At 74.8% G+C, this 22151-nt stretch carries 16 protein-coding genes; 6 read left to right on the top strand and 10 right to left on the bottom strand.

Features of this window, described 5'->3' with window-relative positions; genetic code table 11:
• Positions 1 to 63: 63 nt before the first annotated feature.
• Entirely contained in the window at positions 64 to 603 is a 540-nt protein-coding gene (locus AC24HA_RS14245; RefSeq protein ID WP_425710060.1) for a DUF2505 domain-containing protein, read from the bottom strand.
• Positions 604 to 739: 136 nt separating this feature from the next.
• Here AC24HA_RS14245 and AC24HA_RS14240 point away from each other — a divergent pair, with 136 nt between their 5' ends.
• On the top strand, positions 740 to 2239 hold the full coding sequence (locus AC24HA_RS14240) for a sensor histidine kinase (protein ID WP_425710061.1): 1500 nt from the start codon (positions 740 to 742) through the stop codon (positions 2237 to 2239).
• 143 nt (positions 2240 to 2382) lie between these two features.
• Here the strand turns inward: AC24HA_RS14240 and AC24HA_RS14235 are convergent, their stop codons facing one another.
• Positions 2383 to 2631, bottom strand: coding sequence for a WhiB family transcriptional regulator (locus AC24HA_RS14235; RefSeq protein ID WP_425710062.1), 249 nt, complete (start codon positions 2629 to 2631; stop codon positions 2383 to 2385).
• A gap of 235 nt (positions 2632 to 2866) precedes the next feature.
• Here AC24HA_RS14235 and AC24HA_RS14230 point away from each other — a divergent pair, with 235 nt between their 5' ends.
• On the top strand, positions 2867 to 3265 hold the full coding sequence (locus AC24HA_RS14230) for a hypothetical protein (RefSeq protein WP_425710063.1): 399 nt from the start codon (positions 2867 to 2869) through the stop codon (positions 3263 to 3265).
• Here AC24HA_RS14230 and AC24HA_RS14225 read toward each other — a convergent pair.
• From AC24HA_RS14225 to AC24HA_RS14200, 6 genes are all read right to left on the bottom strand, one after another.
• The gene (locus tag AC24HA_RS14225) at positions 3240 to 6749 is read right to left on the bottom strand and encodes an FtsK/SpoIIIE domain-containing protein (protein ID WP_425710064.1); all 3510 of its coding nucleotides are present in this window, start codon (positions 6747 to 6749) and stop codon (positions 3240 to 3242) included. The genes AC24HA_RS14230 and AC24HA_RS14225 overlap by 26 nt on opposite strands.
• Before the next feature lie 127 nt (positions 6750 to 6876).
• Positions 6877 to 9528 (bottom strand): ABC transporter permease, encoded by a 2652-nt coding sequence (locus tag AC24HA_RS14220; RefSeq protein ID WP_425710065.1) that lies wholly within the window; start codon positions 9526 to 9528, stop codon positions 6877 to 6879.
• Entirely contained in the window at positions 9528 to 10313 is a 786-nt protein-coding gene (locus tag AC24HA_RS14215) for an ABC transporter ATP-binding protein (protein ID WP_425710066.1), read from the bottom strand. The genes AC24HA_RS14220 and AC24HA_RS14215 overlap by 1 nt, the downstream gene beginning before the upstream one ends.
• A gap of 100 nt (positions 10314 to 10413) precedes the next feature.
• The gene (locus tag AC24HA_RS14210; protein ID WP_425710067.1) at positions 10414 to 11160 is read right to left on the bottom strand and encodes a response regulator; all 747 of its coding nucleotides are present in this window, start codon (positions 11158 to 11160) and stop codon (positions 10414 to 10416) included.
• The gene (locus AC24HA_RS14205; protein ID WP_425710068.1) at positions 11157 to 12428 is read right to left on the bottom strand and encodes a sensor histidine kinase; all 1272 of its coding nucleotides are present in this window, start codon (positions 12426 to 12428) and stop codon (positions 11157 to 11159) included. Before AC24HA_RS14205 ends, AC24HA_RS14210 begins: the two co-directional genes overlap by 4 nt.
• Positions 12429 to 12597: 169 nt before the next feature.
• Positions 12598 to 13344 carry an SOS response-associated peptidase gene (locus AC24HA_RS14200; protein ID WP_425710069.1) on the bottom strand — a complete coding sequence of 249 codons (747 nt, stop codon included), beginning with the start codon at positions 13342 to 13344 and terminating at the stop codon, positions 12598 to 12600.
• Positions 13345 to 13487: 143 nt separating this feature from the next.
• Here AC24HA_RS14200 and ligA point away from each other — a divergent pair, with 143 nt between their 5' ends.
• Positions 13488 to 16013, top strand: a complete 2526-nt coding sequence (gene ligA, locus AC24HA_RS14195) for an NAD-dependent DNA ligase LigA (RefSeq protein WP_425710070.1) — start codon at positions 13488 to 13490, stop codon at positions 16011 to 16013.
• 169 nt (positions 16014 to 16182) lie between these two features.
• Here ligA and AC24HA_RS14190 read toward each other — a convergent pair whose 3' ends face one another.
• Both AC24HA_RS14190 and AC24HA_RS14185 read right to left on the bottom strand, forming a co-directional pair.
• Positions 16183 to 17172, bottom strand: a complete 990-nt coding sequence (locus AC24HA_RS14190) for a hypothetical protein (protein ID WP_425710071.1) — start codon at positions 17170 to 17172, stop codon at positions 16183 to 16185.
• 342 nt (positions 17173 to 17514) lie between these two features.
• Positions 17515 to 18765 (bottom strand): phospholipase D-like domain-containing protein, encoded by a 1251-nt coding sequence (locus AC24HA_RS14185; RefSeq protein ID WP_425710072.1) that lies wholly within the window; start codon positions 18763 to 18765, stop codon positions 17515 to 17517.
• A 45-nt stretch (positions 18766 to 18810) separates the two neighbouring features.
• Between AC24HA_RS14185 and gatC the strand changes: the two genes are divergently transcribed.
• From gatC to gatB, 3 genes are read left to right on the top strand one after another with little or no spacing between them, the layout of a single operon-like run.
• On the top strand, positions 18811 to 19110 hold the full coding sequence (gene gatC / locus AC24HA_RS14180; protein WP_425710073.1) for an Asp-tRNA(Asn)/Glu-tRNA(Gln) amidotransferase subunit GatC: 300 nt from the start codon (positions 18811 to 18813) through the stop codon (positions 19108 to 19110).
• A complete protein-coding gene (gatA, locus tag AC24HA_RS14175) occupies positions 19107 to 20615 on the top strand; it encodes an Asp-tRNA(Asn)/Glu-tRNA(Gln) amidotransferase subunit GatA (RefSeq protein ID WP_425710074.1) in 1509 nt (502 codons plus the stop codon). Before gatC ends, gatA begins: the two co-directional genes overlap by 4 nt.
• Positions 20612 to 22111: an Asp-tRNA(Asn)/Glu-tRNA(Gln) amidotransferase subunit GatB gene (gatB, locus tag AC24HA_RS14170; protein ID WP_425710075.1), complete on the top strand. Its 1500-nt coding sequence runs from the start codon at positions 20612 to 20614 to the stop codon at positions 22109 to 22111. The genes gatA and gatB overlap by 4 nt, the downstream gene beginning before the upstream one ends.
• Positions 22112 to 22151 lie beyond the last annotated feature (40 nt).

Here is a 22151-nt window from a genome sequence, read left to right as displayed (position 1 = left end):
GGGCGGCCCCGACGAGCGCGGGAGCGTCCGGCCGGGTCGTGCCCGGCGGGGCCGCGAGCCGCCTCAGGCCTGGTCGTCGGCGCCCAGGCCGCCCTGGCCGCCCTCCTGCTCGGCGAGGTAGGCGAGCCCGACCCGCCGCTCGGCCTCGAGGACCGTGTCGACCGCCCCGACCACGGCCGACTCGATCTTGCGGCCGAGCAGCGGGATCGAGCAGGTGACGTCCCCCCGGTAGTCGAGCGCGGTCGCACCGCCGGCGATCGGACGCAGCGCCTGTGTGCCGTTGACGCGCGCGGGCACGCCGGAGACGTTGAGTCCGAACTCCGCCGTCCGGCCGCCGTCCGCGCCGGGCGCCGACCACTGCTCCTCGATGCGGACGACGAAGCTGTCGCCGACGAGACCGCGGTAGGTCGCCGGGATGATCGTCGTCGGGATCGTGGCCTCGACGTCGAGCAGGAACGAGCCGTCGTCGGACTCCGTGATCGACGCAGTGTGGCGGGTGGCTCCTGCCGCCCGCACGCGGCGGTCGGTGAAGTCGCGGTCGGCGAGCATCCGGGCGACCTCCGTGGGGGAGGCCGGGAACTCGACGGTGTGGTCGAAGCGCATGCGTGCTCCATCTCTTGCAGGGTCTGGTGCCAGCGTAGGCGCAGCGGGTTCGCGGCGCGGTTCGCGGTCGGGCGCGTGGCTTCCGGGCGGCGGATACCCGGTCCGGTGCGCCTGCCGCGCCCCGTACGCTGTGCGTGTGCCGACGCTGTCCAACATCCTCACCGACTCATACCCGGGCTCCTCGGGGGACGTGGAGTGGTTGCACCAGCTCGTGGGGGACTGGCAGGTCATCGCCGACCTCATGTTCGCGGACCTCCTGCTGTGGGTGCCCGACGGCGAGGGGGGCTTCGCGGTGGCGGCCCACTGCCGTCCGCAGACCGGGGCGACGGTGCACTACGACGACGCCGTCCGGTCCAGGCCCGACCGGCAGCTGGCGGACCTCATCGGTCACGCGATGGCCGACGGCGGCACGCACACCCGCGAGGTCGTCCGCGACGACGGCCACCAGGTGCGCACCGTGCTCCAGCCCGTGCTGCACGAGGGGAAGAACGTCGCCGTGCTCGGCCGGGAGCAGGTGGTCTCGCCCGCGATGATGCGTTCGCGCATCGAGGTCGCCTACATGGAGCTCGGCGACGCGCTCGCGGCGATGGTCTCGCGGGGCGAGTTTCCGCAGACCGGCGCACCCACCGGCGACCGGCACGGGACGCCGCGCGTGGGTGACGGCGTCATCCGACTCGACGTCGAGGGGCGGGTGACGTTCGCCAGCCCCAACGGGCTGAGCAACCTCCACCGGCTCGGGCTTATCGGTGACCTCAACGGGGAGGTCCTCGCCGAGGTGCTCACCGACCATCTCGAGGAGGCCGGCGCGATCGAGGAGACGCTCGCCGTCGTCGTCATGGGGCGGGCCGCCTGGCGCACCGAGGTGGAGGCGGGTCGCGTCATCCTCTCGCTGCGTGCGATCCCCCTGACCGACCGCGGCGAGAGGCGCGGCGCGCTCCTGCTGTGCCGCGACGTCTCGGAGATGCGCCGCCGGGAGCAGCAGCTGCTGACGAAGGACGCGACCATCCGGGAGATCCACCACCGGGTGAAGAACAACCTGCAGACCGTCTCCGCGCTGCTTCGCCTCCAGGCCCGGCGCAGTGGCAACGAGGAGACCCGCCAGGCGCTCGGGCAGGCCGAGCGGCGCGTGACGACGATCGCGCTCGTGCACGACACGCTCGCCCAGGGGCTCGACGAGGTGGTCGACTTCGACGAGGTCTTCGGCCGCGTGTTCGCCCTGGCCGCCGACGTCGCGGTGCCTGACGCGCACGTCACCACGCGGATGGACGGGCAGTTCGGCCTCGTACCGGCGGACGTGGCCACGGCACTGGCCGTGGTGCTCACCGAGCTCATCACCAACGCGGTCGAGCACGGGCTGTCCGGCCGGCCCGGGAGCGTCGTGGTGCGGGTGGAGCACCACGAGGAGTCTCTCGAGATCTACGTGACGGACGACGGCGTCGGGCTGGCCGAGGGCAAGGTCCTCACCGGTCTGGGCACACAGATCGTCAAGACCCTCGTGGCCGGGGAGCTCGGCGGCGCCATCGAGTGGCGGGGCGGCACCGACGGCGGGACCGAGGTCCATCTCCGGGTCCGGGTGGGACGCCCGCGGTCACTGGGCTCCGCCCGGACGGACCGGCTGGGCCGGCCGCTGCGCTGAGCGGGTCCGTGGCCCGTGCCGGACGGCGTGGGACGCGCGGGCCGAGACGGCTCCCGCCTGACGGTGTCGAGGCGGGCGGGCGGGCGGTGCGGCGCGGGTCGTGACTACCGGATGCGGACGGGACTGCCGACGCGGGGGGTGGGTCAGCCGGCGCGGCGGGCGCGGGCGGTGCGGCGCTTGAGTGCGCGGCGCTCGTCCTCGGAGAGGCCGCCCCAGACGCCGGAGTCCTGGTTGTTCTCCATCGCCCACTTCAGGCAGGTGTCCATCACCGAGCACGATGTGCAGACGGCCTTCGCCGCGTCGATCTGGACGACGGCCGGGCCCGTGTTCCCTATCGGGAAGAAGAGCTCCGGGTCCTCGGTCAGACACGCTGCTCGGTGACGCCAGTCCACTTGTTCCTCCAAGCACGCACGGCTGCCCGTACCGGTTGTCGGGGTTTTCGTCGTGCGATGTAGTCGCTGCGAGCACCAACAATCCCACGGGCACCATCCGGTCACAAGGCTCGTCCTCGACCGTTGCTCAGGTGAGCGGCGTGGGTTTGCTCACAGCATGATCGTCGTCTCGTCCCTGTCGGGTGACCCCTCGGGCGTGCCGTGGTACGCGCCGTGCAGGACCTAGGGTGGCGCCGTGCCGACCCCGCAGACCCCACCGAGCGTCCCGCTGTCCGTCCGCATCCTGCAGGCGGTGTGCGTGGTCCAGGCGGTGGCGCTGCTCGTGGTGGCGGGTGGCCTCGCCGCCGATCTCCTCTCGGGCGAGGCGGTGGTGCGGGCCACGGTCGTGATGCTCGTGGTCGTCTACGCCGTGCTGGCGGCCCTCCTCCTGCTCGGTGCCCGGGCCGCCGGCCGCGGGCGGGCCGCGGTGCGAGGGGCGCTCATCACCTGGTGGCTGCTCGCGGGCGTCTCGGCGGTGACGATCGACCTCGCGCTCGGTCTCGCCCTCGCTGCCGCGGCCACCTGCGTCGTGGGCCTGGTGGCGATGTTCTGGCCGGACACGCGACGTTTCATGCGGTACAGGCGCGGTCGGTAGCCCGCCGGACGTCCGCGCCCGTCTCGTCGTCCCGGGCACCCGCACTGCCCTCCACGTGCCGGCCTCTGGCGTCGCCCTCGCGCACGATCTGGACGGGCAGGGACCGGCCGGACCGGACGAGCGCCGCCCGCCCGGGGACCGTCGCGGCCAGCGGGTCCGCGCCGGCCCCGAGGCCGCCGGGGACGAGCCGGCCCGAGATCGGCAGGTCGGGACGCAGCACGACCATCGGGCCCGTGATCCAGGTCGTCAGCGGCGCCCGATGGGCGGAGAGCACGGACATGGTGGCCGCCGCTGCGAGGACCCGGGCGCCGCGGGTGGGGAGCTCGACCACGTGGTCGAGCGCCTGAGGTCCGAGCCGGTCGACGTCGTCGGCCACGACGACCCGGCCCGGATCGCCGGACGGGTCAGCCGCTCCGGCGCGCACGACCTCCGCCCCGGCGGCCGCGAGCCTGGCCGCGAGGGCCGCGAGCGTGGCCGTCCGCCCTGACCCCGGCGGGCCCACGACCAGCAGCACGCCGCCCGCAGCGAGCGGCACCGTGACCGGGTCGGCAGTGTCGCCCCCGACGCCGAGGGCCACCTCGGTGCCGGCGCGCTCGCCCGCGGTCGCGGGCAGCTCGGGCGCCTCACGCGGCAGGGGACGCAATGTGGGCGACCGCTCGGTGGGGACGGTGGGCGCCACGGCGGGTGGGACGGGTTCGGCGTCGACGACCTGGACGACCCGCTGTCCCGACGGGCGCACGAGCACGGCCCGCCCGGGGACGGCGGTGCCGACGGACATCGACCGGTCGACGCCCGCGAGCGTGGCCTCCGTCGCGTCGCGCGGACTGAGCACGAGCCGGCTGCGCCCGACCTCGGCCCAGCGCGCCGACGCGCTCGCGGGCGACCCGGCGAGCGCCACGTGGTGGCCCCGGGAGAGCACCCCGCGCAGCGCGGTGGGCAGCGCCGCGAGCGACTGGCCCGGCCCCAGCGCGGCGTCGAGGCGGTCGAGGAGCAGCTCGACGTCGTCGATCAGCAGCATCTGCCCCGGCGCTGCCGCTGCGCCGCCGAGGACCTCGAGCAGGCGCAGGACCAGACGCGGGTCGTCGGGCGGGGCGAGCGTCCCGGTCGCGGCGCCGGATCCCACCGCGTCGTGGCCGCCGACGACGTGCACGGTCCGGCCGTCCCGCGCGGCCGCGGCCCCCAGCGCGCGCAGGGCCGTGGTCCGACCGGTGCCGGGCCCGCCGAGCACGAGCAGCGCCGACCCGTCCCAGCACCACGGCTCCAGCGCGAGCCTGCCCGGCTCGTCGACGAGCGCCACGGCGGTCGACGGGAGCGGCACACCGGTCGCCGGATTGATCCCGCCGGCAGCGACGGCCACGGGGAGCTCGGGGGCCCACGGCACGGCGGGCGCCGCCGTGCCCTCCGCGGCCGCCCGCACCGCGGCCACGGCGTCGGCCGGCAGCCCCGAGCCCGTCGGCCCGAGCCAGGCGACCTGCACCTCGCGCGCCGCATCGGTCCGCAGCACCGCCCGGCCCGGCACCGCGGGCAGCTCGGCGGCCCGCGCCGTGCCGACGACGTCGCGCGAGTCGGCGGCCTCGAGCACCCGCAGGCAGAGCCGCACCGTGATGTTCGCCCGCACGTCCGGCCCCACGATCCCCGACGGCCGTTGCGTGGCGAGCACGAGGTGCAGCCCGAGCGAGCGCCCCTGGGCGGCCAGGCGGACGAGGTCGGCGAGCAGCTGCGGGTGGTCGTCCGCCAGGGCCCGGAACTCGTCGACGACGACGAGCAGGCGCGGCAGCGACCCACCGCGCGCGTACAGCTCGCCGAGGTCCTTGGCCCCGGCGTCCGCGAGCACCCGTTCGCGCCTGCGCAGCTCGGCGCCGAGGGAGGTGAGCGCCCGCACCGTGGCGGCGGGGTCGAGGTCCGTGAGCACGGCGGACACGTGGGGCAGCGGGGCGAGCGGCGCGAACGCGGAGCCGCCCTTGTAGTCGACGAGCACCATCGCGAGGTCCGTCGGCGAGCAGGTGGCCGCGAGCGCGACGAGCCAGGAGGTCAGCGCCTCGGACTTGCCGGCGCCCGTGGCTCCGGCGAGAAGGGCGTGGGGCCCCTCGGCGACGAGGTCCACCTCGACCGGGCCTTCCGTACCCCGCCCGACCGGGACCCGCAGGCCGTGCCCGGCCGACCAGCGCCGACGCACCGCAACCGGGGTCAGGGGGCCGAGGAGGTCGGTGAGGTGCACCGAGGAGGGCAGGGACTCGCCCTCGCCCCCGGCGACCTCGAGGGCACGGGCATGCCGGCCCGCCCACGTGGGCGACACCCCGTCGTGCGGGCCCGTCACCACGATCCTCGTGCACCACGCCGGCGGCCGGTCACCTGCGACGGCGAGGACGAGGTGCCGGCGCCCGGCAGCGGCCTCGGGCGCCCGCGCGTCGGGCCCGGCCGCCACGACCGAGACGTGCCAGGGCTGCCCGCGCGGACCGGGCTGCGCCGCAGCGTCGGACCCCGAGGTCCCCGTGCCCGAGGGGGCCCGGCGCGCGGATGGGAGCGCCCACCCCGCCGGGACGGACGCCGTCGCCGTCGGCTCGTGCGTGAGCACCTGGGCGAGCAGCCAACGGGCAGCTCGGGCGCCGCCCGGTCCGGTGAGCCCGACGACGTCGCCGGGGGACAGCCTGAGGTCCCCGGTGCTCCGGGAGCCGCCCCCGCTCCTGCGCCGGGAGGCACCGCCGCGCCGCGCCTCCCCGCGGCGTCGGGGCTCTCCTCCGGGCAGGTGGCGCCGACCGCCCCGGAGGGCGCGGCCGCGGCGGTGCGGCCCGGACCTGAACCGCAGGACGAGGACGTCGGCGGGTCCGCCGACCGGGCGCAAGCCGGCAGCGGCGAGCAGGAGCACCTCGGAGGCAGCCGGTCGGGGCGGGACGCGGGAGGCCGGGTCCCGCTCGGCGAGCAGCCAGATGCCGACGGCCAGGACCGGGACGCCCAGGATGGCGAACCGCCACGGCCCGGCCGACGAGCCGAGCAGCAGCGGCACCATGACCAGCGGGGCGAGCAGCATGGGGGCGAGCCGGGCGACGGCACGCAGCCCGCGCCGTCCACCGGGCGGCAGCACGACGGGCCGGGGCGCGGCCAGGCTGCCGGCTCCGCCGGTCACCCGCACGGATCCGGCCCCGGCGAGGAGGGTCGTCCCGAGCGCCACCGGCTCCCAGCGCGGTCCGAGGAGGCGCCCACGCCGGCCGGGCACGGTGCCGGCCCTACGTGTGCCGTGCCTGGACCCCGGGTCGCGCGCCTCGACCCGGCCGGAGCGGGCACGCAGCTCGAGGTGGTCCCGCGAGAGCAACGGGTCCTCGAGGTCGACCCGGCCGGGACCTCGCCCGACGCTCACGACCCGTCGGCCCACCGCGAGCACCCGCCCCGCCCCGGGACCGTCGTCGACCAGCGCGAGCTGGTCCGCGGCGAGCACGTCGGACAGGTCCTCGGCGTCGGGCGAGGAGTCGAGCTCGTGGGCGGCCATGCACCCACCGTGCCGGGCGCGGCGGACGGCCGAGGAGACGCCTGTGGACAGGAGTGTGCGGGCGCGCAGGTCACAGGCTCGCGTGACCGGGGATGTCGTCCGGCGTGCCCGCCTGCCGCCGCCTCGGCTACTCGGCGCCGAGAGCCGCCACCGGCGAGACCCGCAGCGCGCTGCGGGCCGGCACCACGGACGCCAGGACGCCCGCGACGAGGGCGACGACGAGCGTGAGGCCGAGCCCGCCCCACGGGACCGCGAGCGCCGTCATCTCGGTGGCCGCGAGCAGACACGTGATACCGATCCACCCCACAGCGAGCCCGAAGGCTGCGCCCACGACCGTCCCGACCACGGTGAGGAGCACGCCCTCGACGGCCAGGGCACCTCGGACCTGGCGCCCGGACATTCCGACCGCCCGCAGCGTGGCGAGCTCCCGGCGCCGTTCGACGACGGACAGCGAGAGGGTGTTCGCCACGCCCACGAGCGCGATGACGATCGATACCGCGAGGAGGCCCACGACGACGACGAGGATCCGGTCGATTGCCTGGTCGTACACGAGCCGCTCGGCCCCGGCTCCCTCGACGGCGACCGACGTCCCTGCGGTCGCCGCCGCGTTCGCGGCCTCACGCACGTCGGAGACGACCTCCTCGGCGTCGGCCGAGTCGTCGATCCGCGCCCACACGTCGGTGGGCCCCGAGGAGGGGTAGAAGGACCGGACGGCGTCCTCGGTGAGCAGCGGCGAGTCGCCGTGGTCCGCGACGATCACGGACATCTCCCGCTGCGTGGACTCGTCGACCTGCCACGTCTCCGGGTCCGGCACGCCGACCGCCACCGTGTCGCCGTCCGCGACGCCGAGCGCGCGAGCCGTGTCCCGCGGTAGCACGATCGTCTCGTCCGTCAGGCCCTCCGGGTAGCCGTCCCGCAGGACGTCCCCGGCGTCGGCCGGCAGCCCGTAGGCGATCGAGCCGATACCGGACCCGTCGCTGTCCGCCGAGATCGACCGCGCCTCGACCATGAGGTCCGCGGAGGTCACCCGCACGGATGCGGACAGACCGGGGACCGACCCGACGGCCGAGGCCACCGGCTCCTCGAGCGCGACCGACCCGTCCGGTCCGTAGGTGGGGTCGTGGACGGCGAGGTCGACGGGGAACCGCGAGGCGAGCTCGACGGCGAGCGAGGCGCGGACCGACTCGGTCCCCGTCGTCACTCCGGTCACGAGGCCGATGCCGATGACCAGGGCCATCGTCGTCGCCGACGTCCGTCGCGGGTTGCGCGTGGCGTTCGCGGTGGCGAGCCGCACGGTGGCGCGGGCCGGGCGCGGGGAGAGTGCGGCGAGCCCCGCACCGAGACCGCGCGCGACGAGCGGGACCACGAACACCAGCCCCACGAGCAGGCCGAGGCCGAGCAGGGCGGCGCCGAGGACGAGCAAGGCGACCATGAGGAGCACGGTGGACTCGGCGGGTGTCCCGGTGCCGAGGTCGGCGGCGACGAGCAGAGCGCCGGCCATCGCGGCCACCCCCGCTGCGGCAAGGGCGATCGCACAGGCCCGACGCGCGGGCGAACCGCGCAGGAGGGTCGGCGCACGCGCGGGCCGCATGGCCTCGACCGGCGCGACGGCGCTCGCCCGCCGCGCCGGGGGCAGCGCCGCGAGCACGGTGACGAGCGTGCCGGCGGCGACGGGGAGCGCGATCGTCGTCGGGCTGGGCCCGACCGTGCCGGCGAGCGGGATGCCCAGGTCCCGGCCCGAGCTCTCCCACAGCCCGAGCGCGAGCACCATGACCCCGAAGCCCAGGGCCGTGCCGACGGCGCTCGCCACCACGCCGAGAGCGGCCGCCTCGGCGAGCACGGAGGACCACACCTGGCGGCGCGTCGCGCCGACCGCACGCAGCATTGCCAGGGTCCGGGCGCGCTGGGCCACGAGCACCTGGAAGGTGTTGGCGATGACGAGTCCCGCGACGACCAGCGCCAGGCCCGCGAAGAGGATCGTCGTCACGGTGATGACGTCCCGGAACCCGAAGGTGTCCTGCAGGCGGGCGTCGACGTACTCGTCGGCCGTGAGGGTGGCGGCGGAGCCCGGTGCCGCAGCGAAGTCCTCGGCGGCGGCGAGCACGCGCGACGCGACGTCGTCCGCGTCGGCCCCGGGCTGAGCCGTCAGCCCGACGCCGTACACCCCGTCTCCCATGTCCTGGTCGAGGAGGTCGAACGCGACTGCCTGCGGCACGTAGACGGTGGTGGTGGGGATGCCGAGCACGGGGCTCGGGTCCTCGGCGATCCCGACCACCGTCATCTCTCTCGCGTCGGTCTCCACCGGCTCGCCGTCCTCGTCGAACGCCTGCCCGACCACCCCGACCGTGTCCCCGATGCGGGCACCGGCCCACAGGCTCGCCTCCTCGCTGAGCACCACCTCGTCGTCGCCGGCCGGCCACGTCCCGTCGACGAGCTCGGCGGGCGGCTCGGCCCCGGGCTCCGGGGCGGCGGCGAGCTGGAGCGCGGTGGTGGAGTCCCCGGTGCCGACGCCGACCCACGTCGAGAACGTCGGGGTGGCCTGCGCGACCCCGTCGACCCCTTCCAGCGTCGAGATGTCCTCGGCGGTCGCGTCGGTGCCGGTGAGGACGATGTCGGACCCGGCCAGGGCCGCTCGCAGGACGCCGCGTGCGCCGTCGTCGATCGCCCGGCCCGTGAGCAGCGCGAGCGTGAGGAAGCACGCCGCGAGGACGATCGCCACACCGGCGGCGACGAGCCGGCCCACGGAGTGCCGTGCCTGCCCGGCGGCGAGGCGAAGCATCAGGCCACCTCGTTCTCGGGACGCAGGGCGTCGAGCCCGGCGAGCACGGAGGACGGCGTGGGGTGGTCGATGTCGCCACGCACCAGGCCGTCGGCGATGAGCACGACGCGATCGGCGTGCGCGGCGGCCGCCGGGTCGTGGGTGACCATGACGACGGTGCGGCCGAGCTCGCGCACCGAGGTGCGCAGGAGGGCGAGCACCTCGCTGCCGGTGCGCAGGTCGAGGTTCCCGGTCGGCTCGTCGGCGAGGACGACCTCCGGGCGCGTGACGAGTGCCCGCGCGATCGCGACCCGCTGCTGCTGCCCGCCGGACAGCTCCGCCGGCCGGTGCGTGAGCCGGCCGCCGAGCCCGAGCACGTCGATCAGCTGCTCGAACCACTGCGCGTCCACCGTCCGCCCGGCGAGCTCGAGGGGCAGGAGGATGTTCTGCCGCGCCGTGTACATCGGCAGCAGGTTGAAGGCCTGGAAGACGAAGCCCATCCGGTCGCGGCGCAGCAGCGTGAGCTCGGCGTCCTTCAGCGCCGTGAGCTCGGTGTCCCCGAGGTGGATGGTGCCCGAGGTGGCGGAGTCCAGGCCGGCGAGCAGATGGAGGAGCGTGGACTTGCCCGAGCCGGACGGGCCCATGACGGCGGTGAACGTGCCCCCCGCGACGTCGAGGTCGACCCCGGCGAGGGCGGTGACTGCCGCGTCCCCGCGGCCGTGCACCTTGCGCAGGCCGCGGGCGCGGAGCACGGCCCCCGGGGCGGAGGAGCCGGTGGCGCCGGCGGGAGTGGTCGCGATCGTCATGACAGTCCTTCTTCGTCCGGCGTCGGGCCTGGTCCCGATGCTGCCCCGAACCTACGAACGCCGGCGCCGCGTCGCGTCGGCCCGACGTCGGGACCTGCCGTCATCCCGTGGTCGTACGACCGGTGGACGGCGTACGACCGCCCTGTCCCTCCCTGCCGGGCCGGACGAGCCCGGTCTCGTACGCGAGCACCACGGCCTGCACGCGGTCGCGGACGGTGAGCTTGGCGAGGATGCGGCCCACGTGGGTCTTCACGGTCGCCTCGGCGACGAACAGCTCGCCGGCGATCTCCGTGTTCGACCGGCCGTGCGCCATGAGGACGAGCACCTCCCGCTCGCGCTCGGTGAGCGCGTCCATCACGGCGGGCCGGGCGAGGTCCTCGGGTGGCAGGAGATCGGCGACGGTCTCGATGAGGCGCCGGGTCGAGGACGGGGCGATGACGGCGTCGCCCGCGTGGACCGTGCGGATGGCGGCGAGCATGTCCTCGGGCGGTGCGTCCTTGAGCAGGAAGCCCGAGGCCCCGGCGCGGATCGCCTGCAGCACGTACTCGTCGAGGTCGAAGGTCGTGAGGATGACGACCTTCGGCGCGGGCTCGCCGTCCGCGGCGCGCTCGGTGACCTCCCGCGTGGCCGCGAGCCCGTCGAGGTTCGGCATGCGCACGTCCATGAGCACGACGTCCGCCGCCACGCCACCGAGCATCCGCAGTGCCTGCGCGCCGTCGCCCGCCTCGCCGACGACCGTCATGTCCGGCTGCGAGCCGATGACGAGCGCGAACCCGGCCCGGACGAGCTGCTGGTCGTCGACGAGGGCCACCCGGATCGGGTCGGTCGGGTCTGCGGGCTCGGTCACGTCGGTGTCCTCTCGGTGGCTCGACGTCGATCCTGCCCGACGTGGGGTCCCGCGCCGGCGTGCACCGGCACCTCGAGGCGCACGCGATAACCGCCGGCCGGCGCCGGGCCGGCGAGCAACGTCCCGCCGAGCACCGCGGTGCGCTCGCGCATGCCCACCAGGCCCTGCCCCTGACCGTCGCCGCGGGCCGCCGCGCCCCGCCCGTCGTCGTCGATCTGCAGGGTCAGGCCGGCCGGTGACCACTTCACGAGCACGGTGACGGCGGCGGCGGGGCCGGCGTGCTTGAGCGCGTTCGTCAGCGCCTCCTGCGCGATCCGGTAGACCATGAGGCCCGCACCGGCGGGCAGTGGGCGGGACTCGCCCAGGCGCACGACCGAGACCCCGAGGCCCGAGCCGCGCACCTGCTCGACGAGCCGGTCGAGGTCCTCGTCGACCGGCTGCGGTACGAGCGCGGCGCCGGCGTCGTCGCCGCGCAGCACGCCGAGGATCCGCCGGATGTCCCCCAGCGCTCCTCGTCCCACCTCGCCGATCGTGGCGAGGGCCCGCTCCGCGGCCTGAGGGTCCTGCGCCGCCGCGTAGCGGCCGCCGTCGGCCTGCGCGATGACGACCGAGAGGGTGTGGGCGACGACGTCGTGGAGCTCGCGTGCGATGCGGGTGCGCTCGTCGGTGACGGCGAGCCGGGCGCCGCGCTCGCGGTCGATCTCGGCGAGCCGCTCGATCTGCGCAGAGCGTGCCCGGTCCTGGATGGCCGTGCGGCGCAGGAGACCGACGCCCCACGCGCCGGCGGCGGCGCCGCCCGTGGCGAGGACGACGGCGAACATGTCGGGTCCCGACCAGTAGCCGGGTGCCCCGAGCGCAGCGGCGAGCACGACAGCTCCCAGCAGGGCGCCGCCGAGCGCCACCCGGTGGCCGACGACGCTCCCATGGGCGGTCACCGAGTACAGGGCCACGAGCACGAGGACGTCGACGGGCAGGACCGGCACGCCGAGGAGCACCACGTGCGCCAGCGCGCCCAGGTACACGGCGACCGCCGAGGTCTCGGGCGACGAGCGGCGCCACGCCAGCGCCGCGCAGATCCCGGCGACGACGATCACGACGAGCGCACCCACGCCCGAGGACCAGAGCCCCGGGGCCCACCCGCCGCCGAGGCTCGCGACCGACAGCGGCCCGAGGGTGAGGCCCGCCAGGACCGCGACCAGCACGTCGCCCCGGCTGGGTCCCGCGCGCGGCGCGACGGGCCGGGTCCGGTCGGGGTCGGCGGGCGTCATGCGCACACCCTAGGGAGGCGGGCACCGGCCGGCGTCAGACCGCCGGGGGACACCCCGGTGCGACCGAGGAACGACGCCGCCTGTGCCACGGGGCCACCACCGGCAGCACCACGCCGCCCGTGCCGCGCGGTCACCAGCGGCAGCCGGTGCCGCTCGGCCGCGGGCGCCCCTACGCGACCGGCTCGACCAGCTCCGCGGAGTTGTTCCGCGGGGTGTTGACGGCGCGGGAGACCGCGTACCAGGTGAGCGCGGGCGTGCCCGTGGCGAGGATCGCGAGCGCCTCGGCGGGGTCCGTGACGGTCGGGTCGAGCCAGAGGTCGATGTCGGAGGGCTCGAGGATCACGGGCACGCGGTCGTGGAGCTCGCGCATGTCACCCTCGGCGGCGGCCGTGAGGATCGTCGTGGTGCACAGCCAGTCGGCGTCGGGCTCGTCCTTCGGGCGCCACCACGAGAACATGCCGGCGAAGGCGATCGGAGCGCCGTCGGACCGGGTGATGAAGTGGGGCGTCTTCGGGCCCGTCCCGCTTGCGGGCGCCCGCCACTCGTAGTAGCCGTCGGCGAGGACCAGGCAACGGTTCGTCCGCAGCGGTGCCTTGAACGAGGCCTTCTCCGCGACCGTCTCGCTGCGGGCGTTGATCATCTTGCTGCCGACCGTCGGGTCCTTCGCCCAGTGGGGGACGAGACCCCAGCGCGCGACCTCCATGCTCCGTCTGGGGCCGGTCGCCTCGCCGGAACCCTCGCGGCCGACGATCCGGCCCTCGGCGTCGACGAGGCGCTCGACGACGATGAGCACGTCCTGCGTGGGCGCGACGTTCCAGGACGGCCGCAGGTCCGCCACCCCGTCGGCGACGGCGTGGACGTCGAAGACGTCGGCCAGGTCCTGCGCCTGCCGAAAGCTCGCGTAGCGACCGCACATGGGCCCAGCCTGCCACGGCGGTCCGACGCCGCGACGGGCCCGCCGGCCATCCGCGAGGCACCCGCCGAGCACCCGGCGGGCCCCCGCCGGTGACGAGTGAGCACGGTTCGGCCCGTGTCGGCGGCCTGCGCAAGGATGGCCACATGAGCGACACCGAGACGGGCGACACCGAGACGGCTCCGGCACGCCCCGAGGACCGCCAGCGCTGGACCGAGCTCGCCGAGCAGGTCGACGCCGCGCGGTGGGCGTACTACATGCGCGATGCACCCACGCTGTCCGACGCCGAGTACGACGCCGCCTACCGCGAGCTCGAGGCGCTCGAGGAGGCGCACCCCGACCTGCGCTCTCCCGACTCGCCGACCCAGTCCGTCGGCGGCACGTACTCCACGGACTTCGCCGCCGTCGACCACGCCGAGCGGCTGTACTCCCTCGAGGACGTCTTCTCCCTCGAGGAGCTCGCCGAGTGGTTCGCCCGCATCGGGGCCGAGGTGAGCGACGCGACCGGGGCCGCGGCCGACGAGGCGCCCGACGTGCCCGTCACGTGCGAGGTCAAGGTCGACGGCCTGGCAGTCAACCTCACCTACGAGGCCGGGCGGCTCACCCGGGCCGCCACCCGCGGCGACGGCGTGACCGGGGAGGACGTCACGCTCAACGTGCGCACCCTCGACTCCGTCCCGCACGTGCTCGACGGCGGACCGCACCCGGTGAGCATGGAGGTCCGCGGCGAGGTGTTCTTCCCCGTCAAGGAGTTCGCCGAGCTCAACGCCGCTCTCGTCGAGGCGGGCAGGGCGCCGTTCGCCAACCCGCGCAACTCCGCCGCCGGGTCGCTCCGGCAGAAGGATCCCCGAGTGACCGCCTCGCGCCCGCTGGCGTTCCTCGCCCACGGTGTGGGCGCCGTCGTGCCGGGGGAGGACTTCGAGGTGCCGACCACGCAGCACGGCTTCTACGAGCTCCTCGCCTCGTGGGGACTGCCGGTCTCGGACCTCACCAGGCTGCTGTCCGGACGGACGGCCGTCGAGGCATTCATCGCCGAGCGCGGCGCCGCCCGGCACGAGGGCAGCCACGAGATCGACGGCGTCGTCGTCAAGGTCGACGACCGCGCGCTGCAGCGGCGGCTCGGCCACACCTCCCGGGTGCCGCGCTGGGCGGTCGCCTACAAGTTCCCGCCGGAGGAGGTCAACACCACGCTCCTCGACATCCGGGTCAACGTCGGCCGCACGGGCCGCGTGACCCCGTACGCCGTGATGGAGCCCGTCCTCGTGGCCGGGTCGACCGTCTCGATGGCCACGCTGCACAACGCCTCCGAGGTCGCCCGCAAGGGCGTGCTCATCGGGGACACCGTCGTGCTGCGCAAGGCGGGCGACGTCATCCCCGAGGTGGTCGCGCCCGTCGTCGACCTGCGGGACGGCTCCGAGACGGAGTTCGTCATGCCCACCGAGTGCCCGAGCTGCGGGACCACCCTGGCGCCGGCCAAGGAGGCCGACGTCGACCTGCGCTGCCCCAACGCACGCTCCTGCCCGGCCCAGCTCACCGAGCGCGTCGAGCACGTCGGCTCCCGCGGCGCGTTCGACATCGAGGCGCTCGGCTACGAGACCGCGCTCGCGCTGACGAACCCGGACGCCACGCGCGACCCGGACGGGCCGGACGGGCCGACCGGGGGGCGGGAGCCGGCGCTAGCGGCCGTCGCCGCCGGGCACGCCCTGGTCACCGAGGACGGCGAGATCACCGACGTCGACGACGTGCCGGCGCCCCAGGAGCCGGTCCTCCCCGACGAGTCCGGCCTGTTCGACCTCACGGCCGAGGACCTGCGCGAGGTGTTCGCCTACCGGCCCGAGCTCGCGCGCGACGAGGCCTCCGGCTCGTCGGCGTTCGTGCCGACCGGCCGCTGGGTGCACCGCCGCGTGTTCTGGACCCAGCGCACCGTGAAGCGGTTCAAGACCAAGGACGACGAGGTGGTGCCCCCGCGGCCCACCGGCACCACCGACAAGCTCATCGCCGGGCTCGAGGAGGCGAAGGACAAGGACCTGTGGCGGGTGATCGTCGCCCTGTCGATCCGGCACGTGGGCCCGACCGCCGCGCGGGCGCTCGCCACGGAGATGGGCTCGCTCGAGGCGATCTTCTCCGCCCCGGTCGAGCGGCTCGCCGAGGTCGACGGGGTGGGGCCGACGATCGCGGCGTCCGTGCTCGCCTGGTACCACGGCAGCCCGGGTGTCACGGCGGACGGAGGGGGCGACGGCGAGGACGAGGCGATCGACGACGCGGGAGCGCAGCCCGTCGTCGACGGCGACGACGTGGCGGAGACCGAGGTCGACGCCGTGGACGCCGACGACGTGGCCTGGCACCGCGAGATCGTCGAGCGCTGGGCCGCTGCCGGCGTGCGGACCGAGCAGGAGGCCTCGGCGGACACCCCGCGTACGCTCGAGGGCGTCACCGTGGTCGTCACCGGTTCCCTCGAGGGGTTCACCCGCGACTCGGCGAAGGAGGCGATCCTCGCGCGCGGCGGCAAGGCGTCCGGGTCGGTGTCGAAGAAGACGCACGTCGTCGTGGCCGGGGAGAACGCCGGCTCGAAGGAGACGAAGGCGCGGGACCTGGGCGTGCCCGTGCTCGACGAGGCGGGCTTCGTCAGGCTGCTCGAGCAGGGCCTCGACGCGGCCGTCCCCGCGCCCTGACCACGTCGTCGAGCGTGCGGTTCCCGGTCGCCGAGAGTGCGGTTGGCCCACCTCGAGGGTGCGGTTGATGGTCGCCGAGAGTGCGGTTGAGCAAGCCCGCCTGCACCGTGAGCGGGCCCGCCCGTCGTCCCCGTCGCCAGTGTCCCGGTGTCAGATCGTTGCGCCGGTCTCACCGCCGCCGCGCACTCGTGCGGCGCCCCTTCGCCGTCGCGCGCTCGGGAGGCATCAGGCCGAGCACCGGTTCGAGGGGCACGAACTCCTCGCTCCCGCCAGCCGACCTGATCGCCGCGCTGAGCCGGGCGATGACGTCGATCGGGTGGGCAGCCGTCGCGGCCTCGAGCCGGGTCACCGCATGCCCCGCAGCAACGAGCGCCTGCTCACGCGCCTCCTGGTCCGCACGGACCGCGCGGATCTCCTCGGCCGTTCCGACGTACTTCACGTGTCCGTCGAACTCGATCACGAGCCACCGCGGCTGGCCGTCGTCGAGAGTGCCGATGCGGATCGCCAGATCGGGATAGCAGGTCCGGTCGTGGCACCTGATCTCGACCTGGGCGACGACGTCGCGGCGCCCCCAGGTGAGGACGATCCAGCGGGTCACCGACTCCCACGCGGACTCGGCCCACGGCATGGTCCACTGCAGGATGTCCAGTGCACGGCGCCTGCCGCGCGCACCACGGGGGAGCCGGCCGAGCGCGAGAAGCAGCTCGTGACGTTCGCGTCCGGCCCGCCGTTCTCCGGGTGCTCGATCGCGCCGGTCGGGCGCGGACACGCGGGCAAGGTGGTGGTCGGCCACGACGAGCGCTGCCACCGGGCGGGTGAACCTGGCGTGGTCGAGAACCGTGCGTCGCGGGGTCGTCACGGGGACGTGGTGCGCGGTGGTGACGTCCGCGGGGTCGAGGACGAACCGGTGCCGCTCGACGTCGTCGGCGGACTCGGTCGCGGCGCCGGGCCCGACGACGAGCTGCACCTTGTGAGGGATGTCGAGCGTACGGAGGCCGAGCAGGATCGCGGCCGAGGACAGACAGAACGTGTGCGGCGTCTTCAGGCGGTCATGAACGGCGTAGATGCGGGCCCGGTGCTCGAGCCTTGCGCGATCCGCTCCCTCGACCGTGGTCGGAAGCCCGACGACGGAGCCCCGCCGTAGGCGGGACGGCACCATTGGCTCCGACTGTCGTGAGTGGCCACCGCCGTCGCTGCCGGTCGAGGACTGTCCGTCGGACGTCCGCCAGGGCCATGCGGGCACACGTGACAGCATCTCGGGAACGGGTGGTGGGCTCGGCTGCGGAGACGCGGTCGTCATGGAGTGATCGTGGCGCCCCGGAAGGACGGTGGCTCGGCAGGACCTGCGGGCTGTGGATGCCGGTGTCCGGACAGTGCCTGTGGAGCGGCCCGCATTCTCGACGACCGTGAACCGCACACTCGACGACCAGCAACCGCACACTCGACGACCGTGAACCGCACTCTCGGCGACCGTGAACCGCACACTCGACGAACGTGGGAGCTAGAGGAGCGGCCCCAGGGGGCGGACAAGGCGCTCGAGCGGCCGGCGCCACCACCCCCGCGCCCGCCACTCCTCGAGCGTCAGCTGCATGGAGTTCGTCAGGTCCGTGTCGAAGACCCGGGCCATGTGCTCGGCGAGCCCGTCGTCGTGCACCTCGAGATTGACCTCGAAGTTGCCCTGCAGGGACATCCGGTCGATGTTCGCGGTGCCGATCGTCGTCCACCGCCCGTCCACGGACATCGTCTTGGAGTGCACCATCGCGTCCTTGAACAGCCACAGCTCCACGCCGGCCTGGAGCAGGTCGTCGTAGTAGGGGCGCGAGACCCAGTCGGCGAGGACGTGGTTGGTGCGGTGGGGGATGATCACCCGTACGCGGACGCCCCGGGCGGCGGCCGAGGTGAGCGCGCGCAGGATCTCCCGGTCGGGGATGAAGTACGCCATCGTGATGTCGACGGTGTCCACGGCCCGGTCGAGCGCGTCGAGGTACATGCCGCGCACGGGGAAGAGCATGCGGTGGGGCGTGTTCGAGCGGGCCTCGATCTGCGCGAGCCACTCGCGGGCACCCGGGTCGGGCAGCTCGGGCAGCCTGCGCGTGCGGTGGTCGTTCCAGAAGTCCACAAAGGCGTTGGCCAGCTCCCACACCGCCGGCCCGGTCACGCGCAGGTGCGTGTCGCGCCAGGTGGTCGCGTAGAGGTCGCCGATGTTGTACCCGCCGACGTAGCCGGTTGTCTCGTCGACGACGAGGAGCTTGCGGTGGTCGCGCCCGGTCTGGCGCATGTTCCCGATGAGCAGGCCCGGCCGGATGAGCGGGAACCGCCGCACGTGCAGGTGGGGAAGGTCCGCGAACCGGTAGAAATGCAGGCCCTGGTTGAGGTTGCCCCACGAGTCGAAGACGACATAGGTGTCGACCCCGCGCCGGGCCGCCGCCTCGAGGGCCTCCTTGAAGCGCCGTCCCGTGTCGTCGCGCTTCCAGATGAACGTCTCGAAGTAGACGGACCGCGTGGCGCCCTCGATGGCCGCGAGCATGTCCTCGTAGAGGTCCTGGCCGTAGGTGAAGACCTTCATCTGCGAGCCGTGCACGTCGAGGTCGACCGGCTCGGTGGCCGGGAACTCGCCGGACAGCGGCTCGCGGAGCTTGCGCAGGTGGTCGACCGCCATGATCCCGCCGGCGGCCGTCAGCTGGGCGGCGGCGGTGACGGCGGCGACGCGCACGCCCGTGCGGAGCAGCGTGTCGAACGTCCTGCGGGGCATGGGCGCCAGCCTAGGCGCACCGCTGATGGAACTAGACTTCCACGCATGCCCTCCTTCGACTCCGCCGAGGTCGCGCGCGTCGCGGCGCTCGCCCGCATCGAGCTGACCCCGGACGAGATCGAGCGTCTCGCCGGGGAGCTCGAGGTGATCACCCAGGCCGTCGAGCGCGTCTCGGAGATCGCCACGCCCGACGTGCCGCCGACCTCGCACCCGCTGCCGCTCGTCAACGTCTTCCGGGACGACGAGCCCGCCGACGGGCTCGACCTCGCCGAGGTGCTCGCGGCCGCGCCGGCCGCCGAGGACGACCAGTTCCTCGTCCCGCAGATCCTGGGGGAGGAGGCGTGAGCGACCTGACCCGCATGAGCGCCGCCGACCAGGCGGCCGCCCTGGCCGCCGGCGAGGTGAGCTCCGTCGAGCTCACGGAGGCGCACCTGGCGCGCACCTCCGCCGTCGACGCCGACGTCCACGCCTACCTCGACGTCAGCGCCGACGCCGCGCTCGGCACCGCGCGTGACGTCGACGCGCGCCGCGCGGCCGGCGAGGAGCTGTCCCCCCTCGCGGGCGTGCCGATCGCGGTGAAGGACAACATCGTCACGCGCGGGCAGGCGACCACGGCCGGCTCCCGGATCCTCCAGGGCTGGCTGCCGCCCTACGACGCGACCGTCGTCACGCGACTGCGCGCCGCCGGGATGCCGATCCTCGGCAAGACCAACCTCGACGAGTTCGCCATGGGCTCCTCCACCGAGCACTCCGCGTTCGGGCCGACCCGCAACCCGTGGGACCTCACCCGCATCCCGGGCGGCTCCGGCGGCGGCTCGGCGGCCGCCGTGTCCTCGTTCCAGGCGCCGCTCGCGCTCGGCTCGGACACGGGCGGCTCGATCCGCCAGCCCGCCGCGGTCACCGGCAGCGTCGGCGTCAAGCCCACCTACGGCGGCGTCTCGCGCTACGGGGCGATCGCCCTGGCCTCCTCGCTCGACCAGATCGGACCGGTCTCCCGCACCGTCGTCGACGCGGCGCTGCTGCACGAGGTCGTCGGCGGGCACGACCCGCTGGACGCCACCTCGCTCACCGACCCGGCGACCGGGCTCGTCGAGGCCGCCCGCACGGGGACGCTGCAGGGCCTGCGCGTCGGCGTCGTGGCCGAGCTCGGCGGAGACGGCTACCAGGCGGGCGTGCGCGCCTCCTTCGACGGGGCGCTCGACGTGCTCCGCGCGGGCGGGGCCGAGATCGTCGAGGTCTCCGCACCGTCCTTCGAGCAGGCGCTCGCGGCCTACTACCTCATCCTCCCCGCGGAGGCCTCCTCCAACCTCGCCCGCTACGACGGCATGCGGTTCGGCCTGCGGGTCGAGCCGTCCGAGGGGCCGGCGACCGCGGAGCGCGTCATGGCCGCCACCCGCGGGGCCGGGTTCGGCGACGAGGTCAAGCGGCGCATCATCCTCGGCACGCACGCGCTGTCCGCCGGGTTCCACGACGCGTACTACCGCGCCGCCCAGCAGGTGCGCACGGTGGTGCAGCGGGACTTCGCCGCGGCCTTCGCGCAGGCGGACGTCCTCGTCTCCCCGACGGCGCCGACCACGGCGTTCCCGATCGGCGAGAAGATCGACGACCCGCTGGCGATGTACCTCAACGACATCGCCACGATCCCCGCCAACCTCGCCGGGGTCCCTGCGATGTCGCTGCCGTCGGGCCTGTCCGACGACGGCCTGCCCGTCGGGCTGCAGATCATCGCCCCCGCGCGGCAGGACGCGCTGCTCTACCGCGTGGGCGGCGCGCTCGAGCGGGCACTGGACGAGACGTGGGGCGGTCCGCTGCTGGACCGGGCCCCGGAGCTGACGGAGGCGCAGCGATGACCGACACCCTCATGGACTACGACGAGGCCGTGCGCCGGTTCGACCCGGTCATCGGCCTGGAGGTCCACGTCGAGCTCGGCACCCGGACCAAGATGTTCGACGGTGCGCTCAACGAGTTCGGCGGCGCGCCCAACACGCACGTCACGCCCGTCTCGCTCGGCCTGCCCGGCGCGCTGCCCGCCGTCAACGGCACAGCGGTCCGGCACGCCGTGACCATCGGGCTGGCGCTGGGCTGCGAGATCGCCGAGTCCTGCCGGTTCGCCCGGAAGAACTACTTCTATCCGGACCTCGCGAAGAACTTCCAGACCTCCCAGTCGGACGAGCCGATCGCCTACGACGGCGAGCTCGCCGTCGAGCTGGCGGACGGCACCGAGGTGACCGTCCCCATCGAGCGGGCGCACATGGAGGAGGACGCCGGGAAGAACACGCACGTGGGCGGGTCGACCGGGAGGATCCAGGGCGCCGAGTACTCGCTCGTGGACTACAACCGGGCCGGCGTGCCGCTGGTGGAGATCGTCTCGCGCCCGATCGTCGGCACGGGAGCGCGCGCGCCCGAGGTCGCCCGCGCCTACGTGCAGTCCCTGCGGGACATCTTCCGGGCGCTCGGCGTGTCCGAGGCACGCATGGAGCGCGGCAACGTGCGCGCGGACGTCAACGTCTCCCTCCGGGAGAGCCCCGAGGCGCCGCTCGGCACGCGTACCGAGACGAAGAACGTCAACTCGTTCCGATCGATCGAGCGGGCCGTGCGCTACGAGATCCAGCGGCAGGCCGCGCTGCTCGCGGCCGGTGGCAGCATCACGCAGGAGACGCGCCACTGGCACGAGGACACCGGCACCACCTCGGCCGGCCGCGTGAAGTCCGACGCCGAGGACTACCGGTACTTCCCCGAGCCCGACCTCGTGCCGGTCGCGCCCTCGCGCGAGTGGGTCGAGGAGCTGCGGGCCGCCCTGCCCGAGCTGCCGGCGCTGCGTCGACGTCGGCTCATCGGCGAGTGGGGCTTCAGCGAGCCGGAGATGCGCGACGCCGTCAACGCCGGCGCGCTCGACCTCATCGAGGCCACGGTGTCCGCCGGCGCGTCGCCCGCCTCCGCCCGGAAGTGGTGGATGGGCGAGCTCGCCCGCACGGCCAACTCCCGCGGCGTCGAGCTCGACGCGGTCGGCGTGAGCCCGGAGCAGGTCGCCGAGCTCCAGGGCCTCGTCGACTCCGGACGGGTCAACGACAAGCTCGCCCGCCAGGCCCTCGAGGGCGTGCTCGCGGGCGAGGGCGGCCCGACCGAGGTCGTCGAGGCGCGCGGGCTCGCCGTCGTCTCGGACGACGGTCCGTTGCTCGCCGTCATCGACGAGACCCTGGCCGCGCAGCCCGACATCGCCGAGAAGATCCGCTCGGGCAACCTGGGCCCGATCGGCGCGGTCATCGGCGCCGTCATGAAGGCCACCAGGGGCCAGGCGGACGCCGCCCGGGTCAAGGAGCTCGTCCTCGAACGCGTCCGGACCTGACGGACCGTCGCGATCCCTTACAGTTTCGTCCACATCACGA

It is taken from the genome of Georgenia sp. Z1491 (assembly GCF_057652395.1).
The sequence above is the reverse complement of the archived record's forward strand: the minus strand, read 5'-3'. Positions and strand labels throughout refer to the sequence as shown.

Coding starts and splice junctions, on each gene's coding strand:
- AC24HA_RS14245 (WP_425710060.1), bottom strand. CDS start 603: ATGCGCTTCGACCACACCGTCGAGTTCCCGGCCTCCCCCACGGAGGTC.
- AC24HA_RS14185 (WP_425710072.1), bottom strand. CDS start 18,765: ATGCCCCGCAGGACGTTCGACACGCTGCTCCGCACGGGCGTGCGCGTC.
- gatB (WP_425710075.1), top strand. CDS start 20,612: ATGACCGACACCCTCATGGACTACGACGAGGCCGTGCGCCGGTTCGAC.
- AC24HA_RS14225 (WP_425710064.1), bottom strand. CDS start 6,749: ATGGCCGCCCACGAGCTCGACTCCTCGCCCGACGCCGAGGACCTGTCC.
- ligA (WP_425710070.1), top strand. CDS start 13,488: ATGAGCGACACCGAGACGGGCGACACCGAGACGGCTCCGGCACGCCCC.
- gatC (WP_425710073.1), top strand. CDS start 18,811: ATGCCCTCCTTCGACTCCGCCGAGGTCGCGCGCGTCGCGGCGCTCGCC.
- AC24HA_RS14190 (WP_425710071.1), bottom strand. CDS start 17,172: ATGGTGCCGTCCCGCCTACGGCGGGGCTCCGTCGTCGGGCTTCCGACC.
- AC24HA_RS14215 (WP_425710066.1), bottom strand. CDS start 10,313: ATGACGATCGCGACCACTCCCGCCGGCGCCACCGGCTCCTCCGCCCCG.
- AC24HA_RS14205 (WP_425710068.1), bottom strand. CDS start 12,428: ATGACGCCCGCCGACCCCGACCGGACCCGGCCCGTCGCGCCGCGCGCG.
- AC24HA_RS14220 (WP_425710065.1), bottom strand. CDS start 9,528: ATGCTTCGCCTCGCCGCCGGGCAGGCACGGCACTCCGTGGGCCGGCTC.
- AC24HA_RS14200 (WP_425710069.1), bottom strand. CDS start 13,344: ATGTGCGGTCGCTACGCGAGCTTTCGGCAGGCGCAGGACCTGGCCGAC.